The organism is Pseudomonas sp. S3E12 (genome assembly GCF_001702295.1).
Classification (GTDB): domain Bacteria; phylum Pseudomonadota; class Gammaproteobacteria; order Pseudomonadales; family Pseudomonadaceae; genus Aquipseudomonas; species Aquipseudomonas marginalis.
Map to the genome: position 1 here is coordinate 331,984 of NZ_MBDT01000002.1, position 16,973 is coordinate 348,956.

Sequence of the window (16,973 nt, forward strand, 5' to 3'; positions counted from 1 at the left end):
TATTTGATAACCCCTATCATTGGTGATTATCAGGCCGCACGTCATAATGCCCGCCGCCAACGAATTTTTGCAGAGTCTAGGGAGCTAGCTTGTCTACGCCTGTCGAACCCTTGCGTTTGCTGCTACTGGCCGATACGCCTGAGTGGGCAGCGTTGTTGCGCGAGTGCCTGGCGCCGATGGGCGATGGGGCTGTGCTGATCAGCGCGCCAAACTGGGACTCGGTGAGTCGTCTGTTCGATGACGACGACAGTGCCGTGCTGTTGACCATGCCCAGCCTGCAACCCGGTCCTGGCCGTTGCAGCTTGCCGTGCGTGTTGTTGTTGGAGCAGGAACCGCTGGTTTCGCCCCTGGGCGTCAGTGACTGGCTGATCCGCAATGCGCTGGACGCCGACACACTGCGTCGTTGCCTGCGCCATGTGCGTGAGCGGGGTGTGCTGGAAAACACCCTGCAACGCCTGGCCGAGCAGGACCCGCTCACCGGCATCGCCAACCGCCAGGGCTTCCAGACCCTGCTGGCTGCACGGTTGGCCGAGAACGAAGGTCGCGGCCTGGCCCTCGGTCACCTGGACCTCGATAATTTCCGCCATGCCAACGATGCCCTCGGCCACCAGGCCGGCGACCGCCTGATCCTGCAAGTGGTCTCGCGGCTCAAGAGCCAGCTGGAAGCCGGCGATCAACTGGCGCGCCTGGGCAGCGACGAATTCGCCCTGCTGATCGATACGCGCCGCGCGCCCCAGCGTGCGGAGTGGATGGCCGAGCGCATCACCGAAGCCATGGCCGAGCCGTATTGGGTGGATGGCGAAAGCCTGCTGATCGGCTGCAGCCTGGGCGTGGCCCATGCCCGCGCCCGTGCCGGCGCCGACCCGCTGATGTGGCACGCCCATATCGCCATGCAGCAGGCCAAGAGCACCCAGGGCTGTACCTTTCATATCTTCAACGAACGCATCAACCGCAACGCGCGCAGCCTGGCCGACCTGGAAAGCGAGCTGCGCCGTGCCTTGCGCCGTGATGAGCTGGAGCTGCATTACCAGCCGCGCCTCGACCTCGACGACGGGCATATCGTTGGCCTGGAAGCCCTGGTGCGCTGGCGCCACGGCGAGCGCGGCCTGTTGCCGCCGAGTGAGTTCGTGCCCCTGGCCGAACAGAGTGGCCTGATTGTACCGCTGGGTTACTGGGTGATTTCCCGGGCCCTGCGTGACATGCAAGACCTGCGTGAACGTGGCCTGCCGCCGCTGCATATGGCAGTCAACCTGTCGTTTCGCCAGTTCCAGGACAGCCAGCTGCTTTCTACGCTGAGCCGGCTGATCAGCGAGCGCGGCGTAGAAGCGCAATGGTTGGAGTTCGAACTGACCGAAACCGCCGTGATGCGCCGCAGTGACCTGGTCAAGCAGACCATGGACGCCCTTGGTCGCCTGGGTGTGCGGTTTTCCCTGGATGACTTCGGCACCGGTTTCTCTTCGTTCGTGCACCTCAACAGCTTGCCGATTGCGTTGCTGAAAATCGACAAAAGCTTTGTCGGCGGGATGGAAGAGCGCGAGGAAAACCGCAAGCTGGTGCACGCCATGATCAACCTGGCGCACAACCTCAATCTGGAAGTGGTGGCCGAAGGTGTGGAAACCCCCGAGCAACTGGCGCTGTTGCGGCTGTTCGGCTGCGACCAGGCCCAGGGTTACCTGATCAGCAAGCCGCTGCCGTTGCCGGAGCTGGTGGAATACCTGACCTTCGGCGACGGCAAGCACACCCGCGTAAGCGAGGGGCTCTAGTCGGCCTGTGCGGCCTGAAAGCCGGTGTCGGCTTCAGGCTCCGGGCCTTCCCGGCGAATCATCCGCTTCATCTTCGCTTCAAACGCCCAGGTCAGGCTTATCGCGGCGCAGGCCAGTCCCAGTGCCAGGCCCCACCACACGCCGGTTGGCCCCCAGCCCAAGGTGAAAGCCATCAGCCAGGCCGAGGGTGCGCCAATCAACCAGTAGCAGCCTGCACCGATCAGGAACGTGGTCTTGGCGTCCTTGAGCCCGCGAATGCAACCCATGGCGATGGTTTGCACGCCGTCGAACAACTCAAACCACGCGGCGACGGCCAGCAGGCTCACGGCCAGGACGATCACGTCGTGGAACGCCGGGTTGTCGTGGTCGATCAGCAGTCCTATGAGCGGTTCGGAAAACAACCACAGCACAGCCGCGAATCCCAGCATTATCGCCGCGCCAAAGCCTATGCCGACACGCCCGGCCATGCGTGCCTGCAGCAACTGCCCGGCGCCATAATGCTGGCCGATGCGCATGGTCACCGCGTAGGACATCCCCGCCGGCACCATAAAGGCCACCGACACGATTTGCAGGGCGATCTGATGCGCCGCCAACTGCGTGCTGCCCATGGTGCCCATGCACAGGGCTGCAAAGGCAAACAGCCCGACCTCCACCGCATAGGTGCCGCCAATCGGCAGGCCCAGGCGCCACAACTCGCGCAGATATTGGGTGTTGAGGCGCAGCAGCCCGGTACTCAGCGGGTAGGCGGCGTAGGCCCGGTTGCTGCGGATGTACCACATCAACGCCAGCGCCATGCTGTTGGCGACAATCGCCGTGACCAGACCGATGCCCATCAAGCCGAGCTTGGGCAGGCCGAACATGCCTTCGATCAGCGCGTGGTTGAGCAGGTAGTTGACCACCGTGCCACCGACGCTGATCACCATCACCGGAGTGGCTTTGCCGATGGCGCTGGTAAAACCGCGCAGGGCCATGAAGCTCAGGTAGCCGGGCAGTGCAAACGGCAGCATGGTCAGAAACTGCCCGGCCGAATGTACGTTGGTCTCGGTCTGGCCGAACATCAGCAGCACCGGCTTGAGGTTCCACAGCAGCAGGGCCGCCGCCAGGGCCATCAGCCAGGCCAGCCACAGCCCGGCCTGGGTCAGGCGGGTGGCGCCTTCGATATCGCCCGCGCCGTGGCGGATCGCAACCAAGGTGCCCACGGCGGCAATCACGCCGATGCAGAAAATCGCGACGAACGAATAGCTCGCCGCACCCAGGCCGCCACCGGCCAGGGCTTCGGGGCTCAGGCGCGCCATCATCAGGGTGTCAGTCAACACCATCAGCATGTGCGCCAACTGTGAGGCAATCAACGGCCCTGACAGCCGCAGAATGGCCCAGAGTTCGGTACGTGCCGGATGCTGCATGATCATCACGCTCAAAAAGTCAGAGGGTTGGGGAAGGGTTGATTCTCGGCGCTCTCAGCCCATTGCACAAAGGGATAAATGCGATCGTTTGCATGATTAAAACTCATGCCTGGTTGATTCTGGTAGGGTTTCAGTATTGCGCTGTCGGAGCTTTCCTCATGTCTCGTCGTCTTCCTCCTCTTTATGCCTTGCGCGCGTTTGAAGCGGCCTCCCGACACAGCTCTTTCACCCGTGCCGCCGAGGAATTGTCCATCACCCAAAGTGCGGTGAGCCGACATATCCGCACGCTTGAAGAGCATTTCGCCTGCCGCCTGTTCCAGCGCAACGGCCGCACCTTGCAGCTCACTGAGGCGGCGCGTCTGTTGTTGCCCGGTGTGCGCGAAGGGTTCGCGGCGCTGGAACGCGCCTGCCATACCTTGAATGCCGAAGATGACATCCTGCGCATGAAGGCCCCCTCCACATTGACCATGCGCTGGCTGCTGGCGCGACTCAGCCGCTTCCGGGCGCTGCAGCCTGGCAATGAGGTGCAACTGACCAGCGCCTGGATGAGCGTGGACGAGGTGGACTTCAATCAGGAGCCTTTCGACTGTGCGGTGCTGCTGAGCGATGGGCGTTTTCCAGTGGATTGGGAGGCCAGTTACCTGTTTCCGGAGCTGTTGATTCCTGTCGGTGCGCCGAACCTGCTGGAGGATGGGCCTTGGGACGCCGCGCGCCTGGCCACCGCCGAATTGCTGCACCCCACGCCCGACCGGCGCGACTGGCGCAATTGGCTGGCGCGCATGCAGCTGTCGTCCCAGGTCTCGCTCAAGGGAGGGCAGGTGTTCGACACCCTGGAGCTGGGCATGATCGCCGCTGCGAGGGGTTACGGCGTGTCCATGGGCGATTTGCTGATGGTGGCTGAGGACGTCGCCCAAGGACGATTGAGCTTGCCGTGGCCGACGGCGGTGGCCAGTGGGGAAAATTACTACCTGGTCTGGCCAAAAACCCGTCCTGGCGGCGAGCGCCTGCGACGGTTGGCGGAGTTTCTGCAAGGCGAGGTGCAGGCGATGGTGTTGCCTGCGGTCGAACGCCTCGACTAAATGCGTAGCGGCGTTGGTTCGCAACCGTTTGCGTGATACCCCTGTGAAGCGCTCAAGTATTGCTGCGGCCAGCCGAAGTAGGTGTGTTGGAACTATCGTGCACCAACGTTTCCCATCAGATAATTTGCCGAGCAGCGCTATGAGATCAGGATGATCCTGGCCTCGGCCAGGAGCTGTCATGTCTCAACCTCGCGCCCGGATTGCCTCCCAGTTAGGCCTCGCGTTAGCCGTGATTCTGGCTGTCGTTATCAGCGGCAGTACGGTGTTTGCCTTGCGTTCCCTTGACGCCGCCAACCTCGACACCCGCGAGGAGCACCTGGCCAGCGAGGCGCGCCTGCTCGCCGACCAACTCAATACCTTCCACAGCACCTTGCGCGAGAGCACCCAGCGTTTGAGCGGACTGTTTGAAAAACGCTTCGGCGCCGGGTTGAGCGTGCATGTGGACCAACCCGTGAGCGTGGCCGGTGTTCAGACGCCCAGCCTGTACCTGGGCAACGAGGTGTTGAACAACAACTTTGATGAGGTGGACGAGTTCAAGCAAATGTCCGGCGGCGTGGCCACCGTATTTGTGCGCAGTGGCGACGACTTCATCCGTATCAGCACGTCCCTGACCAAGCAAGATGGCAACCGCGCCATCGGCACCGTCCTCGACCGTCAGGGCCCGGCCTACCAGCGCGTTGTGGGTGGGCAGACCTACATCGGCAGGGCGGTGTTGTTCGATCGTTCCTACATGACCCAGTACAGCCCGGTGCGTGACAGCGGCGGTAAGGTTATCGCCGTGCTGTTCATCGGTTTTGACTACACCGATGCGCAGAATGCCCAATTCGAAAACCTCAAGCGCTTCCGAATTGGCCAGACCGGCTCCCTTGCGCTGCTGGATGAGCAAAAGCACTGGCTGGTGCCACCCGCCGGCGTGCAGGCGTTGGATCAATCGGTGCCGGTGATGCTGGACCTGGCCAAGACCCCGGGCAAAGGTCGCTTCTGGAGCGACAAGAACGAAGATTTCTATAGCGTTTCGGTACCGTTCGAAGGCGGCCCGTGGGCCGTGGTTGCAAGTATGCCGAAAGCCGAAATCCGCGCGGTGACCTGGGCCGTGGGTATTCGCCTGGTGATCGGCAGCGTGCTGGCGATGTTGCTGGCGGTGGGCGCCACGGTCTGGCTGCTGCGCAGCAAGTTGCAGCCCCTGAGTGACCTGGTGCGTCAGGCCGAAGCCCTGGGTGCGGGCGATCTGAGCGCACGCTTGAACGTGTCCAGCCATGACGAAATCGGCCAACTGGCACGCAGCTTCAACCAGATGGGCGAAGCACTGTCGACCATGGTCTCCCATATCCGTAACGCAGCCGAAGAGGTCAACAGCCGCGCCCAGGCCTTGTCCGGTTTGTCCGGCGGTGCCTATGAGGGCATGGAGCAGCAGTCCGGCGAGATCACCAGCATGGCCGGCGCGGTAGAGGAGTTCAGCGCCACGTCGTTGAATATCGCCGACAACATGGGCAATACCGAACGCCTGGCCCAGGAAAACGCCCAGCAGACCCGCATTGGCCGCACCTCGATGCAGGAAGCGTCGTCGTCCCTGGAACACATCGCCACCGCCCTGAACAGCACAGCCACGGTGATCAACACCCTCGGCCAGCGCTCCCAGGAAATCGGCGGGATCGTCGGCGTGATCACCTCGATTGCTGAGCAGACCAACTTGCTGGCGCTCAACGCCGCCATTGAAGCCGCCCGTGCAGGGGAGCAAGGCCGTGGGTTTGCCGTGGTGGCCGACGAAGTACGTAACCTGGCGTCGCGTACCCGTGAAGCCACCGATGAAATTTCCGGCATGATCCAGAGCATCCAGAAGGAAACCGGCAACGCCATCAGCACCATGGAGCAAGGCAACGCGCTGATGCAGGAAGGCCTGTCGCGCAACGCCGACGTGGCCTCGGCCCTGGCGCGTATCGACGAGCAAAGCCGCTCGGCCGGTCAGCAGTTCGCGGCAATCACCACGGCCACCCAGGAGCAGAGCAGCACCGCGACCCTGCTCAGCAGCAACCTGCAGAGCATTGCACTGGCCAACAGCGAGCAGCGTGAAGTGGTGTCCAACCTGGCGATTACCGCCAGGGAACTGGAGACGTTGGCGGCGAGCCTGCGCCATGAGGTGGATCGCTTTCGCTGAGCCACCGTTTTCCAAGATGTGGGAGGCCTGCCCCCTCCCACATTTGGTGCTGCGCCAAGCTTAAGTGATCGCCGCCGGGCGGTATTGCAGGGCCTCTTTCAGGTGGTCGCGGGTGATGGTCTCTACCTGGTCCAGATCCGCCAGGGTGCGTGCCACCTTGAGCAGTCGATGGGCCGCGCGCAGCGATAGGGTCAGTCGTTCACAGGCCGTTTCCAGCCAGCTTTCATCCACCTTCGCGAGCTTGCAGTGCTCGCGCAGCCCCGGCAGATCAAGAAAGGCATTCGCACAGCCCTGGCGCTTTTGCTGATGCTCGCGAGCCTGGGCGACCCGCGCTGAGGCATGGGCGGTATCCTCGCCCGCCTGTTGGATCGGGTTCAGTGCCGTCGTTTCCCTCGCAACGGTCAGGTGCAAGTCAATCCGGTCCAGCAGCGGCCCCGAGAGCTTGTTGCGATACCGCTGAATCTGCTCCGGCGTACAGCGACAGCGCCCGCTGGGTTCGCCCATATAACCGCAAGGGCAGGGGTTCATCGCCGCGACCAGTTGGAAGCGCGCCGGGAAGCTCACTCGGTCGCGAGCGCGGGAAATCACGATATGCCCCGACTCCAGCGGTTCACGCAGCACTTCCAACACCTTGCGATCAAATTCCGGCAGCTCATCCAGGAACAGCACCCCATGATGAGCCAGGGTGATTTCTCCCGGCTGTGGTTTCGAGCCGCCGCCCACCAGTGCCGGGCCGGATGCCGAGTGATGCGGTTGACGAAACGGTCGATGGGGCCAATGGCTCAGCGGCGCCAGACTTACAACCGATTGAATCGCGGCAACCTCCAGCGCCTCCTGTTCGCTCAACGGCGGTAATAAACCGGGCAGGCGGCTGGCGAGCAAGGTCTTGCCGGTGCCGGGCGGCCCGCTGAACAAAAGGTTATGCGCGCCCGCTGCCGCGATCAGCAACGCTCGTTTGGCCGCGAGCTGGCCCTGGACTTCACTCAGGTCTGGATAGGGCTTGTTCAAGTACAGCAGGCCATCGGACGTGTAAGGCTCGATCGGCACATGTCCATTCAGGTGCGCCACCACTTGCAGCAGGTGGTCCACCGCGATCACCTTCAACCCCGACGCCAGGCACGCCTCTTCGGCATTCGCTCGCGGCACTATCACGGTGCGCCCGGCCTTGCGCGCCGCCAGCGCGGCCGGCAACACGCCTTTTACCGCCCGCACCTCGCCGGACAGCGCCAACTCCCCCAGGCATTCCACATCATCGAGCGTCAACGCCGGCACCTGCACACTGGCCGCCAGGATCCCCAGGGCAATCGCCAGGTCAAAACGCCCGCCGTCCTTGGGCAGGTCGGCGGGCGCGAGGTTGAGGGTGATACGGCGAGCGGGGTATTGCAGCGCAGAGTTGAGAATGGCACTGCGCACCCGGTCCTTGCTTTCCTTGACCGCGGTTTCGGGCAGGCCCACCAGCGTCAGGGATGGCAGACCATTGGCCATATGCACCTCGACGGTGACGGCAGGGGCTTCGACGCCGATCTGGGCGCGGCTGTGGACGATGGCGAGGGACATGCTCGTTCCTTGAAAGGGGAGGCCGCTTCCTGCGGTTTTTCAAGGGTAGACGAGGTAGGGAAGAGCGAGGCGGGGAGGTTTTACAGAACGTATCCAGAGCAAAAGGTAGAGCGAATGTGGGAGGGGGCTTGCTCCCGATAGCGGGGGGGCAGTCAGCATTGATACCGGCTGATACACCGCCATCGGGAGCAAGCCCCCTACCACACTGAGCGCATTTATTCGGCAGGAGGGGTCAACCGCGCTTCCAGTTCTGCCACTTTCGCTTCCAGGCTCTCCAGCCGCGCACGGGTGCGGGCGAGAACCACCATCTGGCTATCAAACTCTTCCCGGCTCACCAGGTCGAGCTTGCTGAAACCACTTTGCAGCAAGGCCTTGAACTGGCTTTCGATTTCATTGCGGGGCAGCGGGGTGTCGCCGCTGAACAGGCGAGAGGCGTGGCCGCTCAGGGCGTCGAGGAGGTCTTTGGGCGCGAGCATGGGAAATATTCCGGAAAACTGTTGGCGGGCAGTGTATCACGCAGCGTCTATAGTCTTTTTCACGGCCTGGGTCGCACGCTTTTCGCGCATCGGGCCGGGCGGTGATGCACCGTTTTCGTGCGCATTGCAGGCGCCGGATGGCCCCGATGGTGGGCCTAGGTGAGCAAAGGACTGATTTCAGTGATTTTTACGGAGCTGGCAAGGTTTCTGCTTAGACGATCATGACCCATGCACTGATGCAGTCGCTGTGACGAATGCAGTGCGCCGACGGATCAGGGGTACAGGTTTCGTCACCAGTGGTTCGCTGGCGTCGCAATGGCAACTGCCCTTGCGACGATGCGTTACAAAGCCAGGCACTGCGCTTAGACTTGAGACGGGTTTGTTTTCCTGGGGCAAGTCCACCAATTCGGGAGAGAGTTTTCATGAAGCTAGTCACTGCCATCATCAAGCCGTTCAAGTTGGACGATGTACGCGAGTCGTTGTCCGAGATCGGCGTGCAGGGCATTACCGTTACTGAGGTCAAGGGCTTCGGTCGGCAGAAGGGTCACACCGAGCTGTATCGCGGCGCGGAATATGTAGTGGATTTCCTGCCGAAGGTGAAGATTGATGTCGCCATTGACGACAAGGATCTTGACCGGGTTATCGAGGCGATAACCAAGGCCGCCAACACCGGCAAGATCGGTGACGGCAAGATCTTCGTGGTCAATCTGGAACAGGCTATTCGCATCCGTACCGGCGAAACCGATACCGACGCAATCTAAGCCGCCAAACCCTAACGCCCCAGGAGAAAACAATATGACTCTGCGTAAATTCGCAGGGCTCGGAGCCCTGTTGTCCATCGTAATGCCAAGCCTGGCCATGGCGGCAGACGAAGTGGCTGCTCCAGTCCTCAACTCCGGTGACACCGCCTGGATGCTCACATCCACCGCGCTGGTGCTGTTCATGACCATTCCAGGCCTGGCGCTGTTCTACGGCGGCATGGTGCGCTCCAAAAATATTCTGTCGGTGATGATGCAGTGCTTCGCCATCACCGGCCTGATCAGCATCCTGTGGGTTGTCTATGGCTATAGCATCGCGTTCGATACCACCGGTATGGAACAGGGGGTGGTCAACTTCAACTCCTTCTTCGGCGGCATGGGCAAGGCGTTCCTGGCGGGTGTGACCCCGGCCAGCATCACCGGGCCGGCTGCGCTGTTCCCGGAAGCCGTGTTCATCACCTTCCAGATGACCTTCGCCATCATCACCCCGGCGCTGATCGTCGGTGCGTTCGCCGAACGCATGAAGTTCTCCGCCATGCTGATCTTCATGGCTATCTGGTTCACTCTGGTCTATGCGCCAATCGCCCACATGGTGTGGAGCGGCAACGGTGGCCTGCTGTGGGACTGGGGCGTGCTGGACTTCGCCGGCGGCACCGTGGTGCACATCAATGCCGGTGTCGCTGGCCTGGTGGCGTGCATCGTGCTCGGCAAGCGTAAAGGCTTCCCGACCACTCCAATGGCGCCTCACAACCTGGGTTACACCCTGGTGGGTGCGGCCATGCTGTGGGTCGGCTGGTTCGGCTTCAACGCCGGCTCTGCGGCTGCGGCCAACGGCACCGCCGGCATGGCGATGCTGGTGACTCAGATTGCTACCGCTGCTGCAGCCCTGGGCTGGATGTTCGCCGAGTGGATCACTCACGGTAAGCCAAGCGCACTGGGCATCGCCTCGGGTGTAGTGGCTGGCCTGGTCGCCGTTACGCCGGCCGCCGGCACTGTTGGCCCGATGGGCGCCCTGGTGATCGGCCTGGTGGCCGGTGTGATCTGCTTCTTCTGCGCCACCAGCCTCAAGCGCAAGCTGGGCTACGACGATTCCCTGGACGCATTCGGCGTGCACGGTATCGGCGGTATCGTCGGTGCGATCCTCACCGGTGTGTTTGCAGCCCCTGCATTGGGCGGCTTCGGCACCGTGACTGACATCGCAGCTCAAGTCTGGATCCAGTGCAAAGGTGTCGGCTTCACCGTGATCTATACCGCCATCGTCACCTTCATCATCCTCAAGGTGCTGGACGCGGTCATGGGCCTGCGGGTTACCGAAGAGGAAGAGGCTGTCGGCCTCGACCTGGCGCAACACAACGAACGCGGCTACAACCTGTAAGTACGCGAAAAAAAGATGCCCGGCTTGCCGGGCATTTTTTTGCCTGGCGTTTGTCAGTCATAACAAGCTGTGTCGGTTTTTGCGCAGAGTTTGTCATGCACTTTCCAGCGTGCGAATGTCTTACAGGCATGTAGGCGTATTCGGCACTTTGTTTTTTCCCAGAGCGCGCTAGAATGCGCGCCGATGGGCGGAGAACTGTATGTGGCAACAGACCCTGATTACCCTGCGGGCCAAGCCCCGGGGCTTTCACCTGGTGACCGACGAGTTGCTTGCCGGCTTGCCTGAGCTGAAGGCCTGCCGCGTGGGCCTGTTGCACCTGTGGCTGCAGCACACCTCGGCCTCGTTGACCGTCAACGAGAATGCCGATCCGGCGGTTCGTCGTGACTTCGAGCGTTTCTTCAACTCGCTGGTGCCACAAGGCCGCGCCGGGTTCGAACACAACGACGAAGGTCCGGATGATCTGCCGGCGCACTTCAAGGCCAGTCTCCTGGGCTGCCAGCTGAGTTTGCCGGTCAAGGCCGGCCGCTTGGCGATAGGGACCTGGCAAGGTGTTTATCTGGGCGAGCACCGTGATCATGGCGGTGCTCGTAAAGTCCTCGCCACCCTGCACGGTGATGGGGCATAAGCCACTGGTTATCCGGTGGATGTTGATTTTTTCCCGGTGACCTCGACAGAGGATGAAGCTGGGCTATAACTAATCTGCTTTTCGCAAGTCATGAGGTAGAACATGAGCGACGATGATCTGGAAAACGACGAACTCGAAGTAGGTGACGAAGACGACACCGAAGAAGGTCTTGAAGCGGCGGCGGAAGACGTTGCTGAGGACGACGGTGGTGATGACGCTCCTGTTCCAGCTGCCAAAGGCAAAGCCAAGGCTGCTGTTTCGGTAGACGAATTGCCGAGCGTTGAGGCCAAGAACAAAGAGCGCGATGCCCTGGCCCGTGCGATGGAAGAGTTTCTTGCCAAAGGCGGCAAAGTGGTCGAAGTCGAGCCCAATGTGGTTGCAGACCCGCCCAAGAAGCCGGATAACAAGTACGGCAGCCGACCTATCTAAGGTCAGCCTCCTGCTTGTAAGAAAAAGCCCGCCGTCGCTGCGGGTTTTTTCATGCCTGTAATAACCGGCTACAAGTCACCCCCAATCAAGTGTGGGAGGGGGCTTGCTCCCGATTACAGTAGGTCAGGCAATACATCTGGAGACTGATACACCGCTATCGGGAGCAAGCTCCCTCCCACATTTTTCTCACCCGTATTACTGCCAGCTACGAAGTAGCGCCGGCAACTCCGTCAGGCTGCGAATCTGTGCATCCGGGAGTTTATCTCCTTCCCACACCTTTCCCGACGGGTTGAACCACACCGCCCGCAGCCCCGCCTGCTGGGCTCCGGCAATGTCGTCCCCGGGGTGGTCGCCAACATGCACCGCCGCACTGGCATCCACACCGCCGCGCTGCAGCGCTTCGTGGAACAGCCTCGCATCCGGCTTGGCGATGCCGATATCTTCAGCGCGTAGCGCAAAGTGAAAGTAGTCCGCCAGGCCAACACGCTGCACATCGGCATTACCATTGGTGATCACACCCAGCAGAAAGTGCTGGCGCAGCGCTTGCAGCATCGGCTCGGCCTCAGGGAAAGGCGTGAGCTGATGGCGGGCGTGAATGAACGCTTCGAAACACACATCGGCCATTTCCGTGGCCTCAGGCTGTGGATAACCGGCCTCTTCAAACGCATGTATCAACACCCGATGGCGCAGGATACTGATGCGGTGTTTGAGTTCGGGATGCCGTTGCAGCACCTGTTGGCGCAGGCTGGCGAAATGCTCCAGGGGCAGGTCGCCCACCTTGGCGGCATGGGTGGCCAGCCATTCGCGCATAGACGCTTCGGCGCTGATGATGACGGGTACGTTGTCCCAGAGCGTGTCGTCCAGGTCGAAGGTGATCAGCTTGATGCTCATGAGTCGCCGTCCTTGATGCGTTTGGCCCGTGGATGGGCGCTGTCGTAGACCGTTGCCAGGTGCTGGAAGTCCAGATGGGTATAGATCTGTGTGGTCTTGATGTCGGAATGGCCAAGCAGTTCCTGCACGGCGCGCAGGTCCTGGGACGATTCCAGCATATGGCTGGCAAAGGAGTGCCGCAGCATATGTGGATGCAGGTTCTGCCCCAGCTCGCGTGCGCCGGCAGCCTTGACCCGTACCTGGATGGCGCGCGGCCCCAGGCGCCGCCCTTGCTGGCTGATAAACACCGCGTCGTCCACCGGGTTGGCCAGGGCGCGCAGCGGCAGCCACAGTTGCAGGGCTTCGCGGGCTTTCCTGCCTACCGGCAGCACCCGGGTCTTGCTGCCTTTGCCGAGTACTTGCACCAGGCCGTCGGCCAGGTCCAGTTGATCGAGGTTCAGGCCTGTCAGCTCCGACAGGCGCAGGCCTGAAGAGTAGAACAGTTCGAGGATCGCCTGGTCGCGATGGGCGAGGAAATCGTCCTCCACGGCGCCATCGAGTAATTGCAGGGCACGGTCGGTGTCCAGGGTCTTGGGCAGGCGTCGCTCGCCTTTCGGCGGGGCCAGGCCATTGGCCGGGTCGTGGTCGCAGAGGCCTTCGCGATTGAGGTAGTGATAGAGACCGCGCACCGCCGACAGCAGTCGCGACAGGCTGCGCGAGGACTGGCCCGCCTGGTGCAGCCGTGCGATCAGGCTGCGCAGGCCCTGGATATCCAAGGCCTTCCAGCTGGTGACCTGCTGCTTTTCGCAATACGCCATGACCTTGTTCAAGTCCCGTCGGTAAGCCTCCAGGGTATGGGGTGACACCTGGCGCTCGTTACGCAGGTGAGCGCAGTAAGCGTCCAGTTGCCGTTCCATGGCTAGCGCACCGCGCGCAGGGCGGTGGTGTGGCGCGGAAGGACGCGGCCCAGTACTTCGGCGATATAGGTGAGGAACAAAGTGCCCACCGAGCTCTTGTAGTGCGCGGGATCGCGGCTGGCGATGGCCAGTACGCCGTGCAGGCCTTGATGGCTGAGGGCGACGACGGCGGTAGAGCCGATCTGCTTGCGCTGTTCGGCGCCGAACAGGAAGTCCAGCTCGTGCTCGCGCAGGGTGCCGCTGATGGTCTTGCCTTCGGAAAGCAGGCCGCCGATCGCGGTTTGCGCGTCGCCGCCACTGACCCAGCGACCCACCGGCATCGGGTTGTCGCTGAACAGGATCAGGCTGACAAACGGCACCTGGAAGTCCTGGCGCAGGCTGTCTTCCACGGCGATGACCGTTTCTTCCAGGCTGGTGGCGTCCATCAGGGTAAGAATCAGGCGGCGGGTTTTCTCGAACAGACGGTCGTTGTCGCGGGCGACATCCATCAGGTGCGAGAGCTTGTGGCGCATTTCGATATTGCGCTCGCGCAGGATCTTCATCTGTCGCTCCACCAACGACACGGTGTCGCCGCGCTGGTGGGGGATGCGCAGGGCCGGGAGCAGTTCTTCGTGTTCGACGAAAAAGTCCGGATTAGCCTCAAGGTACGCCGCGACGGCAGCGGCCTCCAGACTTTCGCTCGGGGTTGCTTGTGCGGGTACTTGAGGCTTATCGGTCATTGGCTTGGCTCACTCATAGACGGACCTGTCCTTCGTATACGCGCGAGGCCGGCCCGGTCATCATCACCGGGTGGCCAGGGCCTGCCCACTCGATGGACAGGCGTCCACCGGGCAGGTCGATCAACAGGGGCGAATCCATCCACCCCTGGCTGATCGCGGCCACGGCAGCGGCGCAAGCACCGGTACCGCAGGCCTGGGTTTCGCCGGCGCCACGTTCCCACACGCGCAATTGCGCACGGGAACGGTCGATCACCTGCAAAAAGCCCACATTGACCCGCGCCGGAAAACGCGGGTGGTGTTCGATTTTCGGCCCCAGTTCATGCACGGGGGCAGTGTTGATGTCGTTGACCCGTAGCACCGCATGGGGGTTGCCCATGGACACGGCAGCGATGTCGACGGTCTGGCCGTCAACGTCCAGCGGGTAGCTGGCGGCCTGCTCGGTCGCCTGGAACGGGATATCCGCCGGCACCAGGCGTGGCGCGCCCATGTTGACGCTGATCTGGCCGTCGCTGCGGATATCCAGCTCGATCACGCCGCTCTTGGTCTCGACGCGAATCTGCCGCTTGGCGGTCAGGCGCTTGTCGAGCACAAAGCGTGCAAAGCAGCGCGCACCGTTGCCGCACTGTTCCACTTCGGAACCGTCGGAGTTGAAGATCCGGTAACGGAAATCCACCTCCGGGTTGCTTGGCGCCTCGACGATCAGCAATTGGTCGAAGCCAATCCCGGTATGCCGGTCGCCCCACTGTTTAGCGTGCTTGGGCAGGATGTGTGCGTGCTGGCTGACCAGGTCGAGGACCATGAAATCATTGCCCAGCCCGTGCATCTTGGTAAAACGCAGCAGCATGGCTTACTCCGGCAGCAGGCTTTCGCCAGCATACAACTCGGCTACCGTCTCGCGGCGACGCACTTCAAACGCTTGATCACCGTCCACCAACACCTCGGCGGTACGTCCGCGGGTGTTGTAGTTGGAACTCATGACAAACCCGTAGGCACCGGCCGAATGCACGGCCAGCAGGTCGCCTTCTTCCAGGGCCAGTTGACGATCCTTGGCCAGGAAGTCGCCGGTCTCACAGATAGGGCCGACAATGTCGTACGCGCGGGCTTGGGTGTCACGAGGCGTCACGGCGGTGACATTCATCCAGGCCTGATACAGCGCCGGGCGGATCAGGTCGTTCATCGCCGCATCGACGATGGCGAAATCCTTGTGCTCGGTGTGCTTGAGGTACTCGACCTGGGTCAGCAGCACGCCGGCGTTGGCGACGATATAGCGCCCCGGCTCGAACATCAGCGTCAGGTCGCGGCCTTCGATACGCTCGCGCACGGCCTGGATATAGTCGGCGATCGCCGGTGGCTCTTCATCGCGATAACGCACGCCCACGCCACCACCGAGATCGATGTGGTGCAGGTAGATGCCGCATTCGCCCAGGCGGTCGATCAATGCCAGCAGGCGGTCGAGGGCATCCAGGAACGGCGGCAGTGTGGTCAGTTGCGAGCCGATATGGCAGTCGACACCCAGCACTTCCAGGTTCGGCAACTGGGCGGCGCGGATGTACACGTCTTCGGCGTCGGCAATGGCGATGCCGAACTTGTTCTCTTTGAGACCGGTGGAAATGTACGGGTGGGTGCCGGCATCGACGTCCGGGTTGACGCGCAGTGAGATCGGCGCACGAACACCCATCTCGGCCGCGACGACTTGCAGGCGTTCCAGCTCGTCGGTGGATTCGACGTTGAAGCAATGTACGCCGACTTCCAGGGCCCGGCGCATGTCCTCGCGGCTCTTGCCGACGCCGGAGAACACGATCTTGTCGGCCTGGCCGCCGGCGGCCAGGACCCGTTCCAGCTCGCCACGGGAGACAATGTCGAAACCGGCGCCCAGACGCGCCAGGACATTCAGTACACCCAGGTTGGAGTTGGCCTTGACTGCGTAGCACACCAGGTGCGGTACGCCATCGAGCGGGTCGGTGAACGAGCGGTATTGGGCTTCGATATGCGCACGGGAGTACACGTAGGTCGGGGTCCCAAAGCGCTGGGCAATCGCGGACAACGCCACGCCTTCCGCGAACAGCTCGCCGTCCCGGTAGTTAAAAGCGTCCATGGAGCTCCCTTATTCGTAGGTGTCGTGCTTATGCGCTTTGGAGGGCTTTTGCGACGATTGCGCCTGTTCATTCGGGTCTTTGCTGTCATCGGGCAGGTACAGCGGGCCTTTTTGACCACAGGCACTAACGAGGCAAGCGACCGCGACGAGCGCAGCAAGGGAAGAGATCAGGCGCTTCATGGCGAAATCCTTGAATATGCATTAATTGCGCCCGAGTATACCGACCACCCGCCAGCTTGCCTATGCGCTGAAATACCCGTCCGGCGGGGGTTTGCCGAGATGGTCGGGAAGCGGACTACGCTGGTTGAGGATATTTCACGCCGTCAATCGTGTTGAAATCGGTATCCTTTGCAATCGGCGGGGCTCGTCCGTATCGTGCGGCGCTTGAGCAAAACCAGACACTTTCGAGGTTGCCACAATGAGTTTGACCGAAGCCCGTTTTCACGACCTGGTGGATGCCACCCAAGAGAAGCTGGAAGATATTTTCGACGACAGCGACCTGGATGTGGATCTGGAAAACTCGGCCGGTGTGCTGACCGTCAAGTTCGAGAGTGGCCAGCAACTGATCTTCAGCCGCCAGGAGCCGCTGCGGCAGCTGTGGCTGGCGGCGCGCTCCGGGGGCGTTCACTTCGACTACGACGAAGAAAGCGGCAAATGGCAGTGCGACAAGAGTGAGGAGTTGCTGGGCGAGATGCTCGCGCGCCTGGTCCACGAATATACCGGCGCCGAGCTGGATTTCGACGAGATTTGAC

Annotated in this window: 17 protein-coding genes; 8 read left to right on the forward strand and 9 right to left on the reverse strand. The window is 62.1% G+C overall.

What is annotated here, in order from left to right:
- Positions 1-89: 89 nt before the first annotated feature.
- Entirely contained in the window at positions 90-1,763 is a 1,674-nt protein-coding gene (locus BB029_RS01535) for a bifunctional diguanylate cyclase/phosphodiesterase (RefSeq protein ID WP_027608307.1), read from the forward strand.
- Here the strand turns inward: BB029_RS01535 and BB029_RS01540 are convergent.
- A complete protein-coding gene (locus tag BB029_RS01540) occupies positions 1,760-3,172 on the reverse strand; it encodes a NorM family multidrug efflux MATE transporter (protein WP_065938002.1) in 1,413 nt (470 codons plus the stop codon). The genes BB029_RS01535 and BB029_RS01540 overlap by 4 nt on opposite strands.
- Positions 3,173-3,324: 152 nt before the next feature.
- Here BB029_RS01540 and BB029_RS01545 point away from each other — a divergent pair, with 152 nt between their 5' ends.
- On the forward strand, positions 3,325-4,245 hold the full coding sequence (locus BB029_RS01545; protein ID WP_027608309.1) for a LysR substrate-binding domain-containing protein: 921 nt from the start codon (positions 3,325-3,327) through the stop codon (positions 4,243-4,245).
- Between the two features lie 178 nt (positions 4,246-4,423).
- Positions 4,424-6,400: a methyl-accepting chemotaxis protein gene (locus BB029_RS01550; protein ID WP_065938003.1), complete on the forward strand. Its 1,977-nt coding sequence runs from the start codon at positions 4,424-4,426 to the stop codon at positions 6,398-6,400.
- Between the two features lie 60 nt (positions 6,401-6,460).
- Here BB029_RS01550 and BB029_RS01555 read toward each other — a convergent pair whose 3' ends face one another.
- On the reverse strand, positions 6,461-7,957 hold the full coding sequence (locus tag BB029_RS01555) for a YifB family Mg chelatase-like AAA ATPase (protein ID WP_027608311.1): 1,497 nt from the start codon (positions 7,955-7,957) through the stop codon (positions 6,461-6,463).
- 215 nt (positions 7,958-8,172) lie between these two features.
- Positions 8,173-8,433: an accessory factor UbiK family protein gene (locus tag BB029_RS01560; RefSeq protein ID WP_027608312.1), complete on the reverse strand. Its 261-nt coding sequence runs from the start codon at positions 8,431-8,433 to the stop codon at positions 8,173-8,175.
- Positions 8,434-8,855: 422 nt separating this feature from the next.
- Between BB029_RS01560 and glnK the strand changes: the two genes are divergently transcribed.
- From glnK to sutA, 4 genes are all read left to right on the forward strand, one after another.
- The gene (glnK, locus tag BB029_RS01565; protein WP_002555808.1) at positions 8,856-9,194 is read left to right on the forward strand and encodes a P-II family nitrogen regulator; all 339 of its coding nucleotides are present in this window, start codon (positions 8,856-8,858) and stop codon (positions 9,192-9,194) included.
- Positions 9,195-9,228: 34 nt separating this feature from the next.
- A complete protein-coding gene (locus BB029_RS01570; protein ID WP_027608313.1) occupies positions 9,229-10,566 on the forward strand; it encodes an ammonium transporter in 1,338 nt (445 codons plus the stop codon).
- A 199-nt stretch (positions 10,567-10,765) separates the two neighbouring features.
- A complete protein-coding gene (locus BB029_RS01575) occupies positions 10,766-11,191 on the forward strand; it encodes a secondary thiamine-phosphate synthase enzyme YjbQ (RefSeq protein WP_065938004.1) in 426 nt (141 codons plus the stop codon).
- 102 nt (positions 11,192-11,293) lie between these two features.
- Positions 11,294-11,620 (forward strand): transcriptional regulator SutA, encoded by a 327-nt coding sequence (sutA, locus tag BB029_RS01580; RefSeq protein WP_027608315.1) that lies wholly within the window; start codon positions 11,294-11,296, stop codon positions 11,618-11,620.
- Between the two features lie 195 nt (positions 11,621-11,815).
- Here the strand turns inward: sutA and BB029_RS01585 are convergent, their stop codons facing one another.
- The 6 genes from BB029_RS01585 to BB029_RS31730 are packed head-to-tail and all read right to left on the reverse strand — an operon-like array spanning position 11,816 to position 16,401.
- On the reverse strand, positions 11,816-12,511 hold the full coding sequence (locus tag BB029_RS01585; protein WP_065938005.1) for an HAD family hydrolase: 696 nt from the start codon (positions 12,509-12,511) through the stop codon (positions 11,816-11,818).
- Complete coding sequence (gene xerC / locus BB029_RS01590) at positions 12,508-13,407, reverse strand: tyrosine recombinase XerC (RefSeq protein ID WP_065938006.1); 900 nt, start codon at positions 13,405-13,407, stop codon at positions 12,508-12,510. Before xerC ends, BB029_RS01585 begins: the two co-directional genes overlap by 4 nt.
- 2 nt (positions 13,408-13,409) lie before the next feature.
- Positions 13,410-14,126 (reverse strand): DUF484 family protein, encoded by a 717-nt coding sequence (locus tag BB029_RS01595; RefSeq protein WP_065938007.1) that lies wholly within the window; start codon positions 14,124-14,126, stop codon positions 13,410-13,412.
- A gap of 13 nt (positions 14,127-14,139) precedes the next feature.
- Entirely contained in the window at positions 14,140-14,970 is an 831-nt protein-coding gene (gene dapF, locus BB029_RS01600; RefSeq protein WP_065926685.1) for a diaminopimelate epimerase, read from the reverse strand.
- Positions 14,971-14,973: 3 nt separating this feature from the next.
- The gene (gene lysA, locus BB029_RS01605) at positions 14,974-16,221 is read right to left on the reverse strand and encodes a diaminopimelate decarboxylase (protein ID WP_053127711.1); all 1,248 of its coding nucleotides are present in this window, start codon (positions 16,219-16,221) and stop codon (positions 14,974-14,976) included.
- Positions 16,222-16,230: 9 nt separating this feature from the next.
- Entirely contained in the window at positions 16,231-16,401 is a 171-nt protein-coding gene (locus BB029_RS31730; RefSeq protein WP_010207449.1) for a lipoprotein, read from the reverse strand.
- A 238-nt stretch (positions 16,402-16,639) separates the two neighbouring features.
- Between BB029_RS31730 and cyaY the strand changes: the two genes are divergently transcribed.
- Positions 16,640-16,972 carry an iron donor protein CyaY gene (gene cyaY, locus BB029_RS01610; RefSeq protein WP_065926683.1) on the forward strand — a complete coding sequence of 111 codons (333 nt, stop codon included), beginning with the start codon at positions 16,640-16,642 and terminating at the stop codon, positions 16,970-16,972.
- Position 16,973 lies beyond the last annotated feature (1 nt).